Source organism: Sphingomonas sp., assembly GCF_019242355.1.
Classification (GTDB): Bacteria; Pseudomonadota; Alphaproteobacteria; order Sphingomonadales; family Sphingomonadaceae; genus Sphingomicrobium.
In genome coordinates, this window is sequence record NZ_JAFAVR010000194.1 from 1 (window position 1) to 13,496 (window position 13,496).

General features: G+C 65.0%; 13 protein-coding genes, 1 tRNA gene and 1 pseudogene. 8 read left to right on the forward strand and 7 right to left on the reverse strand.

Annotation, left to right across the window (positions count from 1 at the left end):
• Positions 1 to 33: 33 nt before the first annotated feature.
• The 3 genes from JOZ79_RS09650 to tldD all read right to left on the reverse strand — a co-directional run bounded on the left by JOZ79_RS09650 (position 34) and on the right by tldD (position 3,559).
• Complete coding sequence (locus tag JOZ79_RS09650; protein WP_294073610.1) at positions 34 to 438, reverse strand: DUF1489 domain-containing protein; 405 nt, start codon at positions 436 to 438, stop codon at positions 34 to 36.
• A gap of 24 nt (positions 439 to 462) precedes the next feature.
• A complete protein-coding gene (gene mgtE / locus JOZ79_RS09655; protein ID WP_294073586.1) occupies positions 463 to 1,899 on the reverse strand; it encodes a magnesium transporter in 1,437 nt (478 codons plus the stop codon).
• Between the two features lie 235 nt (positions 1,900 to 2,134).
• On the reverse strand, positions 2,135 to 3,559 hold the full coding sequence (gene tldD, locus JOZ79_RS09660) for a metalloprotease TldD (RefSeq protein WP_294073588.1): 1,425 nt from the start codon (positions 3,557 to 3,559) through the stop codon (positions 2,135 to 2,137).
• A 53-nt stretch (positions 3,560 to 3,612) separates the two neighbouring features.
• Between tldD and JOZ79_RS09665 the strand changes: the two genes are divergently transcribed.
• Positions 3,613 to 5,295 (forward strand): gamma-glutamyltransferase family protein, encoded by a 1,683-nt coding sequence (locus JOZ79_RS09665; RefSeq protein ID WP_294073590.1) that lies wholly within the window; start codon positions 3,613 to 3,615, stop codon positions 5,293 to 5,295.
• A gap of 212 nt (positions 5,296 to 5,507) precedes the next feature.
• Here the strand turns inward: JOZ79_RS09665 and JOZ79_RS09670 are convergent, their stop codons facing one another.
• On the reverse strand, positions 5,508 to 5,672 hold the full coding sequence (locus tag JOZ79_RS09670; protein ID WP_294073592.1) for a hypothetical protein: 165 nt from the start codon (positions 5,670 to 5,672) through the stop codon (positions 5,508 to 5,510).
• A gap of 57 nt (positions 5,673 to 5,729) precedes the next feature.
• Here JOZ79_RS09670 and JOZ79_RS09675 point away from each other — a divergent pair.
• The 4 genes from JOZ79_RS09675 to JOZ79_RS09690 all read left to right on the forward strand — a co-directional run bounded on the left by JOZ79_RS09675 (position 5,730) and on the right by JOZ79_RS09690 (position 7,692).
• Positions 5,730 to 5,804: transfer RNA gene (locus tag JOZ79_RS09675), tRNA-Thr, on the forward strand.
• A gap of 508 nt (positions 5,805 to 6,312) precedes the next feature.
• Positions 6,313 to 6,486 carry a hypothetical protein gene (locus JOZ79_RS09680; RefSeq protein WP_294073594.1) on the forward strand — a complete coding sequence of 58 codons (174 nt, stop codon included), beginning with the start codon at positions 6,313 to 6,315 and terminating at the stop codon, positions 6,484 to 6,486.
• A 35-nt stretch (positions 6,487 to 6,521) separates the two neighbouring features.
• Positions 6,522 to 6,827: a helix-turn-helix transcriptional regulator gene (locus JOZ79_RS09685; RefSeq protein ID WP_294073596.1), complete on the forward strand. Its 306-nt coding sequence runs from the start codon at positions 6,522 to 6,524 to the stop codon at positions 6,825 to 6,827.
• Positions 6,828 to 6,891: 64 nt separating this feature from the next.
• Positions 6,892 to 7,692 carry a reverse transcriptase family protein gene (locus JOZ79_RS09690; RefSeq protein ID WP_294073611.1) on the forward strand — a complete coding sequence of 267 codons (801 nt, stop codon included), beginning with the start codon at positions 6,892 to 6,894 and terminating at the stop codon, positions 7,690 to 7,692.
• A 280-nt stretch (positions 7,693 to 7,972) separates the two neighbouring features.
• On the opposite strand, the gene JOZ79_RS09695 is transcribed toward JOZ79_RS09690, so the two are convergent.
• Genes JOZ79_RS09695 through JOZ79_RS09705 form a run of 3 tightly spaced genes read right to left on the reverse strand, consistent with a single transcriptional unit; the run spans position 7,973 to position 11,338 of the window.
• Complete coding sequence (locus tag JOZ79_RS09695; RefSeq protein WP_294073598.1) at positions 7,973 to 9,022, reverse strand: DUF2278 family protein; 1,050 nt, start codon at positions 9,020 to 9,022, stop codon at positions 7,973 to 7,975.
• 47 nt (positions 9,023 to 9,069) lie between these two features.
• The gene (locus tag JOZ79_RS09700) at positions 9,070 to 9,543 is read right to left on the reverse strand and encodes a hypothetical protein (RefSeq protein WP_294073600.1); all 474 of its coding nucleotides are present in this window, start codon (positions 9,541 to 9,543) and stop codon (positions 9,070 to 9,072) included.
• A 43-nt stretch (positions 9,544 to 9,586) separates the two neighbouring features.
• The gene (locus tag JOZ79_RS09705) at positions 9,587 to 11,338 is read right to left on the reverse strand and encodes a phospholipase D-like domain-containing protein (protein ID WP_294073602.1); all 1,752 of its coding nucleotides are present in this window, start codon (positions 11,336 to 11,338) and stop codon (positions 9,587 to 9,589) included.
• Between the two features lie 169 nt (positions 11,339 to 11,507).
• Between JOZ79_RS09705 and JOZ79_RS09710 the strand changes: the two genes are divergently transcribed.
• From JOZ79_RS09710 to JOZ79_RS09720, 3 genes and pseudogenes are all read left to right on the forward strand, one after another.
• Positions 11,508 to 12,704, forward strand: a complete 1,197-nt coding sequence (locus JOZ79_RS09710; protein WP_294073604.1) for a DUF932 domain-containing protein — start codon at positions 11,508 to 11,510, stop codon at positions 12,702 to 12,704.
• A gap of 38 nt (positions 12,705 to 12,742) precedes the next feature.
• Complete coding sequence (locus JOZ79_RS09715; RefSeq protein ID WP_294073606.1) at positions 12,743 to 13,150, forward strand: DUF2958 domain-containing protein; 408 nt, start codon at positions 12,743 to 12,745, stop codon at positions 13,148 to 13,150.
• A 117-nt stretch (positions 13,151 to 13,267) separates the two neighbouring features.
• Positions 13,268 to 13,496 (forward strand): annotated as a pseudogene (locus tag JOZ79_RS09720) (ParB N-terminal domain-containing protein); the annotation flags it as partial.

The window sequence follows — 13,496 nt, forward strand, 5'->3', positions numbered from 1 at the left end:
CGATCAGTTGCGGCACGGGGGCCGCCGCGCCAATCAAATAAGCCCGAGCGCCGCCAATTTGCCGAGCAATGCCGGCGGGATCGCGTCCCCCGCCACCATCCCCGCGCCGAGATCGGCAGGCGCATCGGCGGCCTCGAGATAGCGCCAGCCCTGATGCGCGCGCTTCGGCCGCCCCTCGGTCAGTACCAGCGCCGGGTCGATATGGATCGCCACGCGCCCGCCCTCGGCTTCCCCGAAACGCAGGATCGGCGAGCGTGCGACCAGCATGTGCTTGATGATCCAGTAGAGCGAGCCGCCGCCGACAATCTCCATGTGCCGCTTGGGCAGATAGCGTGTGGTCAGGAACACCGGCCCCGCTTCGCCGCGCTGCCGCAGCCGCTCGGCAAGATGATCGAGGCTCGTCACCCCGAACGCAACTTTTGTGATGTGCAGCGGCATCGTCGGCAGATCGGGCGGCAAGCGCTACCCGCCAAGCCCGAAGAGCGTCGCCAGCCCGAGGAAGGAGAAGAACCCCATGCAATCGGTCATCATCGTGACGAACACTGCCGAGGAGACGGCGGGATCGATGTCGTAGCGGTCGAGCGTCACCGGGATCAGCACGCCCGACAGGCCCGCCACCAGATTGTTGATGACCATGGCGAGCGCGATGACCAAAGCGAGCGTGACATTGCCGAAAAAGAGCAACGTCCCCGCGCCGATCATCATCCCGAGCATCGCGCCGTTGGCCGCCGCGATGGTCAGTTCGCGCAGGATCATCCGCTGCGTGTTCGAACTGGTGAGCTGGTTGGTGGCGAGCGCGCGCACCACCACGGCAAGCGTCTGCGTGCCGGCATTGCCGCCCATTCCCGAAACGATCGGCATGAGCACCGCGAGGAGCGCGAACTTGCCGATCTCGCCCTGGAACAGCCCGACCACCGAGGCGGCGAGCATCGCCGTGCCGAGGTTGACGACCAGCCAGAAGATGCGGGTGCGCACGGTCAGCCGGATCGGTTCGTTGATGTCGCCGTCGCCCGCGCCCGACAGGCGCAGGATATCCTCGCCCGCTTCTTCCGAGATGATGTGCACCACGTCGTCGACCGTGATCATCCCGACCAGCCGCCCGGCCGGATCGACCACCGCGGCGGAGATCAGCGCATATTTCTGGAAGCGCAAGGCGACTTCCTCCTGATCCATCTCGACCGGGATCAGCGTCTGTTCGCGCTGCATCACGTCGGCGATCGCGACGCCGCGCGGCGTCCGCATCACCCAGCTCAGCTTGCACGTGCCGACGGGATGATGCCGCTCGTCGACGACGAAGATCTCCCAAAAATCGGTGGTGAGGTCCTCGTTCGAGCGCAGGTAATCGAGCACGTCGCCGACGGTCCAATGCTCCGGCACCGCGATCAGGTCGCGCTGCATCAGGCGGCCGGCGGATTCTTCCGGATAGGAGAGCGCTTCCTCGATCGCGGCGCGATCTTCCGGCTCCATCGCGCGGAGCACCTCGCGCCGATCGTCGGCGTCCAGTTCCTCGATGATCGCGACGGCGTCGTCCGTATCGAGTTCGCCGGCGAGGCTCGCAACCTCGTGCGGCTCGAGCTCGTCAATGACCTCGTCGCGCACCCAGTCGTTCATCTCGGCGAGGACATCGCCGTCGAGCAGGCCTGAGAGCGCGTGGGCGAGCGGTCCGCGCCTTTCGCCGGGCACGATCTCGAACAGATCGGCGATGTCGGCAGGGTGAAGCGGCGCGACCATCTCGCGCACGCGCTCCGCGTTGCCGGCATCGAGGCAATCGAGGATCGAATCGACGAAGCCAGAGGCGAGCCGATTGTCTTCGTCGTGCGACGGCTCGTAACTTTCGAGGGCGTCCTCGGCTTCGGCGAGCGCGGCGCCGCCGGCGCCCTCTTCCTCGGCTTCGCTCATAACGCCCTCACGACCGGCTGATGTGTTTCAGCGCCTTAGACGAGAGGCGCCGCAGGGCAACCCATCAAAGCCGTCATGTCTCCGCAAGAAGCGGTGCTATCGGCAGGACGGGAAGCAGACGGAGCATCCATCCGACATCCGTTCGGCCTGAGCGAAGTCGAAGGCTAAGCGCGTGTGCCGACCGCACTTCGACTTCGCTCAGTGCGAACGGAGCAGGTTGAAGGAAATCCTGAGGTCACGCCGTGCCGCCCACCGTTAGCCCATCGATCAGCAGCGTCGGCTGGCCGACGCCGGCGGGAACCGACTGGCCGCCCTTGCCGCAGATGCCGACACCCTCGTCGAGCGCCATGTCGTTGCCGATCGCGCGGACGCGGGTGAGCACGGTCGGGCCGTCACCGATCAGCGTCGCGCCCTTGATCGGCGCGCCCAGCTTGCCGTTCTCGATCTTGTACGCCTCCGTGCAGGAGAAAACGAACTTGCCGCTGGTGATGTCGACCTGGCCGCCGCCGAAGCTGCGCGCATAGATGCCGTTCTTCGCGCGGCCGATGATCTCGTCCGGATCGTCGTTGCCGCCAAGCATGAAAGTGTTGGTCATGCGCGGCATCGGCGCGTGCGCGAAGCTCTCCCGCCTGCCGTTGCCGGTGGGGGCGACGCCCATCAGCCGGGCGTTGAGGCGATCCTGAATATAGCCCTTGAGGATGCCGTCCTCGATCAGGATGTTCTCCTGTGTCGGCGTGCCTTCGTCATCGATCGAGAGCGAGCCGCGGCGCTCGCCGATCGAACCGTCGTCGATCACCGTCACGCCCGGAGCCGCGACGCGCTCGCCGAGGCGGCCGGAAAAGGCGCTCGTGCCCTTGCGGTTGAAATCGCCCTCGAGCCCATGGCCGACCGCTTCGTGGAGCAGTACGCCGGGCCAGCCCGGGCCGCACACGACCGTCATCTCGCCCGCCGGCGCGGCTACGGATTCGAGATTGACGAGGCCCTGACGGATCGCCTCGTTCACCGCCCGTTGCCAAGTCTCGTCGGCGAACAGCTTATCGTAGAGATAGCGGCCGCCGAGCCCGAAATAGCCGCTCTCGCGCCGCCCGTTCTGCTCGACGACGATCTGGACGTTGAGGCGGACGAGCGGGCGCACGTCGGTGGCGACGAAACCGTCGGGCCGCACGATCTCGACGACGCTCCACGATCCGACCAGCGCGCACGTCACCTGCGCGACGCGCGGATCGCGGCCGCGCGCGAAGGCGTCGATCTTCTGGCAGAGTGCGACCTTCTCGGCGAACGGGATCAGGGTCAGCGGATCGGCGTCGGTGTAGAGCCGCGCGTTCGTTCGGCGCGGCGGCGGTGCGATTCCGGCAGCGGCCGGATCGAGCAGCGTCAGCGTCTGCGCGGCGCGGCGGATCGCCGCTTCGGAAAGCTCGTTGGCATGCGCGAACGCGGTCGTCTCGCCCGAGAGCCCGCGCAGGCCGAAGCCCGCCTGCGTGTTGAAGTCGGCGTTCTTCAATCGGCCGTCGTCGAAGGTGAAGCTCTCGCTCGCCATGTACTGGAGGTAAAGTTCGCCGTCGTCGCAGCGCTGCAGGGCCTCGCGCGTCAAACGGAGCGCGGCATCGGGGTCGAGCCCCTCGCGATAGAGGAAGGCACGCGGATCGGGGCTGCTTGTCATTACTCCGATATAGAGGTTGAGAGGCGCGAGGGAAGGTCGCGAGGAGGAATGCGGTGGTGAAGAGGCTGGTCGCGATCCTGCTGCTGCTCGTCGCGGCGCCGCTGGCGGCCCAGTCCGTCCCGCCGATGCGCGGGATGGTCTCGTGCGCCGATCCCCGTGCTGCCGAAGCGGGCCGCGAGATTCTGCGCGCGGGCGGCAGCGCTGCCGACGCGGCGATCGCGACGATGCTGGCACTCACCGTCGTCGAGCCGCAATCCTCCGGGATCGGCGGCGGCGGCTACTTCCTCCATGAGGACGGCAAGAGCCGCACCCTGGACGCCTATGATGGTCGCGAGACCGCGCCCGCCGCCGCGACGCCGGGCTGGTTCTACGCGCCGGACGGCACGCCGCTCAGCCATGCCGACGCGGTACCGGGCGGGCGCAGCGTCGGCGTGCCCGGCAACCTGCGGATGTGGGCGATGGTCCATGCCGGCCATGGCCGGCTGCCGTGGGCGAAGCTGTTCGCGCCGGCGATCCGGCTGGCGCGCGACGGCTTCGCGATCACGCCGCGGCTGGAGACCTCGCTTACGACCTCGGCCGCCCATGTCACCGGCAGCTGGGCGCGCGCGCACTTCTGGCAGGCGGACGGCACGCCGAAGCCAGTCGGCACGGTGCTGCGCGATCCGGAGCTCGCTGCCCTGTTGACCAAGATCGCCGCGCATGGGCCCAATTATTTTTATGTCGGACCGCCCGCGCGCGCGCTCGTCGCAACCGCGAACGGCGCCACGCGCAACCCCTCCAAGCTGACGCTCGGCGATCTCGCCGCCTACGAGCCGAAGCGCCACCCGGCGCTGTGCGGCAGCTATCGCGGCTATCGCGTCTGCGGCGTCGGCCCCTCCACCTCGGGCGGTATCGCGGTGTTCGCGATCCTCAAGCAGCTCGAACGCTTCGATCTCGCGAGCATGAGCCCGAACGATCCCCGCACCTGGCATCTGATCGCCGAATCGATGCGCCTCGCTTATGCCGACCGCGACCTCTACGTCGGCGATCCTGACTTTGTGTACGTGCCGACCGCCGGCATGACCGATCCCGCTTATCTCGCCCAACGCGCAATGCTGATCGCGCCCGACCATGTCATACCGCACGTCGTCGCGGGCACGCCGCCCGGAGCGCCGCCGCGCAAGCCGGTGCCGGCGAGCGAGGTGCCGGGAACGACGCACATCGTCGCGATCGACGGTGCAGGCGATGTCGCCAGCGTCACCTCAACGGTCGAGGGGCCGTTCGGATCGGGGCTGACCGCACAGGGCTATTTTCTCAACAACGAGCTTACCGACTTCGATATCGTGCCCGACAAGGACGGCTTCCTTGCCGCCAACCGCGTCGAGCCGGGCAAGCGTCCGCGCAGCGCGATGGCGCCGACGCTGGTTTTCGCGCCCGACGGTTCGCTGCGGCTCGCTGTCGGCGCGGCGGGCGGGGCGACGATCATCGCGCAAGTCGCCAAGGCGATCATCGGGGTGATCGACTGGCATCTCCCGGCGCGCGACGCGATCGCGTTGCCGCTCGTGATCGGGATGGGCGATCGCGTGCTGATCGAGAAGGGCAGCGCCGCCGAGGCGATCGCGCCCGCATTGACCGCGATGGGGCACGACGTCGCAATCGTGCCGATGGCGCTCAAGGCCAACGCGATCGAGCGCGTCGGCGGCAAGCTGGTCGGCGCCGCCGATCCCCGCAGCGAGGGGGTCGCGCTGGCGGAGTGAGGCGATCACTAAAGGCGTGAGGCTCCGTCGTTCCGAGCTGATTGCCAGCGCATCTCGAATTCGCTCGACACGATCGCAGCCTTGAGCGCGAGGTCTTCCCACCATCGGCACCATTCCGATTCGGTGCTTACCAGGCTTCGCGAGCCCGGGCTGAGCCTGCGTCGCGGGCAGCGAGGAACGGTGCTCGGCAGGCGCGGCACGAGGGGTTGGAGTCAGCGTTCCTCGATCTCGCAGCCGTCCGGCTTGCCCGCAGACGCTTCGCGGTTGCTTGTCACGCCTTCGCGCGCCTGCGCCTTGCGGCGGCGGAGATTGTCGCGCAGCGCCTGCGCGAGGCGGCGCGCGCGCGCCTCCTTGCCGCCGTCACGCGGCTCAGCCATGGTCGCGCGCCTTGACGGGAGAGCGCCCGATCTCCATAGGCCGCCCGCGCTGGCGATGCTGCCGTAGCTCAGTGGTAGAGCGCATCCTTGGTAAGGCTGAGGTCAAGGGTTCGATCCCCTTCGGCAGCACCATCCGCCCCGGCTGAAATCTGCGAAAAAATGCCCCTTCGGGGGTGTCCCGAGCTGGATACGAAAGCTCATGCAGGTTCTCTCGTCTCCAATTCGTATCCACCCGGGAGTGCGCGCGCGGATAGTTTCGTCTGTGTTCGGCAACAAAAGCCCGATTTTCGTCCCGTGCAATAGGATCCGCGGCTAGGCGGGACCCATCAGATCGGACGCTCCGTCCCTCAATAATTCGCTGACAGCGAATTTTATTCGTTGACAGGCGAAGCTCGATAAGGCACGTAGTTCTCGTTCAGTTTGAAAGGGGATGTGTCGCCATTAATCGAGGGGGAAACCCCTCCTGGAGAAGGAACCTTCTCTGCTTTGTGGCTCCGTGCGTGCGAGCGAGCGGCGCCGCGGGCGGCCACCGGACGGCCCGGTGTCCGCCTTGGTGTTCAGGGTTAACGTGCTTCTACCCCACCCTCCGAAGCCTCGGCGGCGCTCCTGCATGGTGCAGGAGTTGGCAGAGGAGGACGCCATGCGAAAGCTTGGTCTGAACGAGAAGCGTGCGCGAACGAAGACGGTGCGATGGCAGCACTGGGCACACCGCCTGGTCCGTCCGTCCACTTTGAAGACGATGGTGGCTCTGGGGCGACTGGTGGCGCAGGTGCTCCACCTCGTCCTCTCCATCATCAAGGTTTTCCGCCAGTAATTCGCACCCTGAATAGCCTCCTGAAAGGAGATGGAATGTTGGGTGAAGCTCTTCGCCTGATCCGAGTATACCACGACCTTAAGCAGAAGCAGGCGGCGGAGCGATTGGAAGTTTCGACTTCCTATCTGTCGGAAATCGAGCGCGGCGTGAAAACGCCGACGCTGGACATCATCCAGCGTTATGCGACGGTCTTCGATATGCCAGTGTCTTCGATCATGTTCTTTTCGGAGAACCTCGATCAAAAAAGCACGCTTGACCATGCGCGGACTTTTGTGGCCGGCAAGGTGGTGAGCCTACTGCAATTCCTCGAGGCGCGGTCCGGTCGGGCACATGCCGAATAAGACGGTCATCCCGCTCCACCAGTCGCAGCTCTATAAGCTTACCAGCCCGCGCCGTTTGGCCAATGTGCTCGGACTCGGTGAAGCCGAGCTACGCGCGATGGCGATCGGGCCAGACCGATATCGGCAATTCGAGATTGAGAAAAAGGGCGGCGGCAAGCGCCCGGTTGAAGATCCGGTCGCGCCCTTGAAGCGCGTGCAGGGTCGGATCGCACAGATGCTGGCGCGGATCGAGCCGCCGCCTTTCCTATTCTGCCCAGTCAAGGGACGGTGCTACGTCAGCAATGCAGCCCGCCATCGTGGAAACCGCGTCGTTCACTGTCTCGACATCAAGAAGTTCTTCCCGAGCACGCCGCGGGTCCGCGTGATCGCGTTCTTCCAGTTCGTCTTGCAATGCCGCGGCGATGTCGCGGGCTTGCTCGGCGATCTATGCACGTTTGAGGGTCACTTGCCGACCGGCAGCCCCCTTAGCCCGATCCTAGCCTATTACAGCTACCATGACATGTGGGCCGAGATCGCGGCTTTCTGCGCGTCGAAGGGCCACACCCTCACGGTCTATGTCGACGACGTGACCATCTCCGGCGCGAAGGTGCCGCTCGCCGACGTGTGGCAGGTGCGGCGCATGATTCATCGAACGGGCCTGCGTTATCACAAGTTGAAGCACTATGTAGACAGGCCGGCGGAGATTACTGGCGTCATTGTGCGGGGCGGCCGCGTCGTCGCCCCCAATCGCCAGCGGCTTAAACACCGCAAGCTTCTGCTTGCCCTCCAGCAACCCGGAAATTTCGATCAGCGCCTACAGGGCCGCCTTGCTGGTCTCGCAGGACAGATGCGCCAAATCGATGGCCAGAATGAGTCGCTAAGGTAGAGGACCTCAGCTGGCGATCTCCATAGGTGGCTGATATAGCGTCCGTAATCGGCCGGATCAGGATCGCCGCTGAATCTGTTGTAACCACCGGATAATCACCGTTGCGAAGGCGTTGAAGTAACTGCGGACGACAATGAGCGAACCGACGTTAGTGACTCCTTAGCGCGACCGTATCGATCCCGGAAGGGAACGGGAATCCGCGTTCGGCGCCACCGACCATTCAGCTCCGTCATCCACGAGGCCGGGGGCAAGGCGCGAGCTTAAAACCAGCCGCCGAATTTCACGGTGCGAAGCTCGAACTCCAGCCGCTGGCGGGACCACCCAAATAACTGACACCGTCGACCTTGAGGCCTTGCGCCTCGAGAAGCGAGAGGATGCCGCCGGCGTCTTCGATGAGGCCGGGGGGCAGGTCGGCCGCGAGTGGCTCCCCCGGCGCGATCGTCTCGTCGGGAAGGTCGAACACACCGGTCGGGCTGGTGATCGACCAATTCTTCACGTCTAGGGGTTGGTTCGACATGTTCGTGATGACGAGCCTTCCGAGTCCGTCGGGCAGCCGGTTGAGCGAGGTCAGTTCGGCGACCGGATTGGACGCCGGGATCTGATTGCCGAGGCCGCCGCCAGCGAAATCATAGCGGGGGGCCTCGTAGCCCGTCGTGCCCTCACGCGCCTGACCATTGTCGTCGGTCTGCCAGGCCTGCGTCTGAAAAGCGAGGAAGATCGCGGTCACACGGTCGCTGTTCGTGCTGAGCAGGAAGATCGCGCCATCGTGCCAGACACCATTCTCATGGAGATGGGCGTCGATCGCGGGCGGGTCGCCTTGCGCCATGTGGGTGTTGTCGATGCCGAGCTTGGGCGTTTCGCCGAACACCGCCTGGGTCTGATTGCGCGAGGTCTGGAACTGGCTTCCCACGATCACGATGTCGTCATTCTGGTCGTGCGCCGTGTTAAATAGCCCATCAAGGCGATGGACGAGGTCGTCGCCGCCCGCATCCTGGCTCGGAAGCACCCGCATCTTGCGTGGGTCGAAGAGGTTTCCCTTGACGAAATCGAGCGCTCCGGCCGCGTATGTCCGCTGCTGCTCCGCCATGCCTGGTTCGATGGCGCGCAGATGGGTGACGATCGGATGCTTGAAATCATCGTCGACGAAGAAGTTGAGGTAGCTTTCGGCCTCCGGTGCTCCCGGCAATCCTTTCGACGACTGGACGTTGATTGTCGCGAAAAAGCTATCCGTATCGGTGTCGACCAACATCCAAAGATGGGGATTCTCCGACGGTGCCGGCTTGAAGCGGTCAATCTTTCCCTTGAGGCAGCTGTAATTGATCGTCGCCACGTCCTGGCCCTCCATTCTCTCGTTAATCGCTTGCGCGCCCGCTCTTGCTAGAAGGGCTCGGTAATCTCGTCGGTGTGAAATTCGCCATCGGCGGAGATCCGCAATCGGACAATCAGATTGAAGACCTCCGGGTCCCAGGGGTCCGGAAAATTGCCGTCCGGCGCTCCGAGCGCCTGGAGCAATCCGGGGATTTCTCCGTGATGCCAACAGATCAGGCTGAGCTTGCCGCCGTAGCGCGGGTCGGTCCGCAACAGATGCGCCTGCGCCGCAAAGTCCGCGTCAGCATAGGGGGTTTCAAGGACACGCGCACAGGCGTCGGCGAGTGGCTGCATGGTCTCGCGCGGACGGTCGCTGTGCCGCGACTCGGCGGAGGCGAAAATGAAGTCCGGCGTGCCGAACTCGGCGGGAAGCCACGTCGCGAGCCGTTGGGCTCGGACGGTGCCGGCTGGCGCCAGATGCACGTCATCCGCATCGTCCGGTTTCTCGGCGTGTCGCATCACCAGGATCAGAGTGTCTGCCACGATCAAGCCCTCCCCAACGGTTCCAGCGTTTCTGGACGAAGCCTCAGGCCGAGAAGATCTGGCGGTCGCGGATCTTGTACTCGACCGTGTAATCCGGATCGAACCAAGGCTTGGCGTCACCGGACGGTGGCTTTGCCAGCACCAGCGGCGCGTTGGCGTTGGCCTGACCCGCGACGATCCGGAAATGATAATGGTCGAACATGCTCAACGCCTCGACCATGAAGGCCGTGGTCGCGAGCCGATCGCGAATGACCAGTAGATTCTCGCCGTTCGATGTGTCGGCGACGCTTGAGAAATTGTAGGAGCCGACATAGACGCGCGCTGTCGGCTTGTCGAAATCGATGACGACGAACTTGTGATGCATCCGAATCCCGGGACCGCCAGTCGGCTCATCCTTGAACGGCGAGGGCACGTTCTTGCTGAGTGCCGAGGGATAGACCGGCAATGTGTTCCCGTCGGGCGTCGTGACATCGAGTCCGCCCTTCGTGATCGCCCGGTCCGAGATGCCATAAACGAACCGATCCTTCGCCTTGGTCACGCCAGCTATCGCGTCGAGGATCGGTCCCGGCGTCTGGTAAAGAAACGCGAGCGAGTAGAGCAGGCTAGAGGACGTCTTCGTGATGTCCTCGGCGATTTCCTGCAAGCGCGCGGTGTCGGGAGCATGGGGCGAGAAGCATAATTGCGCGTCCAGTCCCTCCACCCCCAGAGGGAGTTCCGACCAGGCCCCGAGACCCTCCTGCTCGAACTTTGCTGGGCTGTCGACCGCCTCCCAATAGGCATTGAACGCGTCCAGGAACGGCTTGATCGCCGTGGCACCCCGGATCGTGACCGCATTGTTGTTCTGGACGTAGAAGCCGCGCCAGCTGAAGTTGGTCGAGCCACAGACCGCGCGGTTCACGGCGCCCGTCGCCACGATGAACTTGTTATGCTGGAGTCCCCCGCAATGCTCGCGCAGCACGTTCCCGGAACCCAGCGCGGTGTCGAGGAGGGTCTCGGCGGTGTTCTCGGCCGAGCCTGCTTTCTTGTGGCTGCCCGAATTGTCGATGATGACCTGGATCCGGCCCTTGAGCTTGAGGACGCGCTCGTAGACATCGGCGAGATCGAAATCATAGGCGATCAGGCGCACCTGGGCCGTCGAGTCCGCAATCGCCGCATCGAGCAGATCCAGGATCGCTTCGCGCGCCTCAAATCCCATCCACGCATAGGCCTCGCCAGCCTTGGGGTCGGTCGACGTGAAGGTGAGGCCGGTGTCGCCGCTCGTCGCGCCGGGCGGGATCAGTGCGTTGACGGACCCCGATCCGTCCGCGAAATTATCGACGAATGCCTGAGAGGACACGAAGCCACGCGTGAAGCCGATATCGAGGGCGTCGGGGTAGGTCTCACGCTTCAGGGCGACGTCGGCGGTCTGTGCGGTCCCGTAGCTCAGCTCGTCGCTCGCGCTCATGAAGACCGGCGTCACCCGGTAGGAATACAGCCCGGCAAGACCAGCGGCATAGGGGAAGTGGATCCAGCGGAATTTCTGGATCGGTGATAGCCGCGTCGAAAGCTGGCTCTTGTCGGTAATCTTGCTTGCGTCGGTAAAAGACAGCCGGTTGTTGAGGGTCCACCATTTTGCCGGGCTTGTGTCACCGGCCGCCTGGGGCTCGCGGAACTCAATCATGAAGCCGACAAAGTCATCGGGCGGCGGCTGGTCGTCGCGCCAGTTCATGGCGAGGAGGCACATTCCCTCGCCGCGGTGGAGGGTCAACGTGAACGGTGCGTCTGCGACCTGTCCGCTGATCTTGAAGTCGTCCATGCTCCGCGCCCCCATTTTGTCTCGAACACATAGCATGACACCATCTGTTTTCATCTCAGCGACAGCATCGCGAAGTTGATTACCGGCCTCAGAGGGAGAGAAAGGTCGAAGTTTCGTGACGGGTAAGGGCTGAGAGAGAGGCTCTCGCCACCTGTCGCGGAGAATTCCCATGGCGACGATCCTCACGCAATCCGACACGCCCCGGCCGGTCTCGGCGGGCTACAAGGTCGACATATCCCGCGGTCAACGCATCGGCCGCGTCTCTTCGGAATGGTTCTCGCGCCCAGACGACGAGCGCTTCCTGTCCCTGTCCTCGCTCTATGCGGCGGTAAAATCCCGCGCCGATCGCGCCACCGCGCGGACCGTGGAGACCCGCGACGTCCGGGTCGAGGCGAGTCGTGACGATGCCGAACGCCTGACCTTGCTTGTGCCCGGCCGCGACGAGCCGGTCGTGCCCACCCATTGGTCGTTTGGCCAGCTCTCCAGGCTCGTCGGCGCCCCAGCGGGCTATCTCCGCCAACTCCCGGCGCCGCTCGCCGCCATCAACATGCAGCATGGACTGCTCTCGCATCGTGCCGAGCTGATGAAGACGCTGGAAACCGACGACGGCCGAATCGAGCTGCGTGCCGTCACCGGGCCGGACTACGGTCGCATCTGGGATCATGAACTGGTCGCGGCGGTCATGAAGATCGCGGGCGACGGCACCGGCGACACGCGCTGGAAGGTGCCGGGTCTGCTCGACTGGTCGACCATGACCCACAACCCGTTCGTCGAGGTGACAAAGGACACGACCACGCTCTACGCAAGCGACCGCGACGTCTTCCTGTTCCTGGTCGACGACGCCCATCCGATCGAGGCAGGTCGCCTGCCCAACGGCGATCCCGACCTGTTCTTCCGGGGCTTCTACGCGTGGAACAGCGAGGTGGGCTCGAAAACGCTGGGCATCGCCTCCTTCTTTCTCCGCGCGGTTTGCATGAACCGCAATATCTGGGGCGCGGAGGGCTTCGAGGAAATCAGCATCCGGCACAGTAAGTTCGCCGCGAACCGCTTCGCGCATGAGGCAGCCCCGGCGCTGGAGAATTTCGCGACTTCTTCGCCGGCGCCCTTCATGGCCGGCATCAAAGCGGCGCGAGAACGGCTCGTCGCCCGCACCGATGAAGACCGGCAGTCCTTCCTGCGCAAGCGCGGCTTCTCGAAGGCGGACACCGACCGGGTGATCGCGACCGTGCTTGACGAGGAAGGGCATCCGCCGTCCTCGATCTTCGACTTCGTCCAGGGGATCACCGCGCTCGCGCGCGACACGCCCCATCAGGACACGCGTCTCGAGCTTGAGGGCAAGGCCGCCAAGCTGCTCGCCGCCGCCTGACAGGCCGCTCACCCTCTGTCATCGAAAGGAGCGGTCTTATGATCGTTCTGCCGCCGCTCTCCCGCTTCGCATTGCGGGCAAACCACATCAACCGCCGGGCCGCCGCTGAGCGGGAACAAGACGAGCCGGACCCGGCCCCTGTGCTCAAATTCTTCAATCCGCTTGGAGGCCAGACCTGGCTGGCCACCGAGCTTGCCGAGAATGGCGACGTGCTCTGGGGGCTCGCCGACCTCGGCTTCGGCTGCCCCGAAATCGGTCCCTGGTCGCTCGTCGAACTGTCCGCGATCCGGCTGCCATTCGGCATAAGGATCGAGATCGACACCGCGTTCACGTCCGACGTGCCGCTGTCGGTTTGGGCAACATGGTCTCGCCGGACCGGTTCAATCCTGTGGGCCGAGACTCTGTTCCGGCGATCCCCGCCCGGAGCACCACCGTCTGACCCGTGACTCACCTTCCGGCCGTCGGCGCGGCTCTCATCCTTTAGAGGAAGAGGGCTGCGCCGGCTCCATGACGGGTTGAGGGTCGAGAGAGAGTCTTCCGGCCGCCCGTCATGGAGAAGACCCATGACCAAGCATGTGAAAATCGTCCTCAGCGGTTCGCGGGACATCCCGTTCAACCAGCTGGTGCTGAGCCAGGCTAATGTGCGGCGCGTGAAGGCCGGCGTCTCGATCGACGCACTCGCCGCCGACATCGCCCGCCGCGGCCTCTTGCAGAGCCTCACCGTGCGCGCCCAACGCGACGCCGAGGGCAATGCGACCGACCACTTCGAGGTGCCGGCCGGCGGCCGCCGCT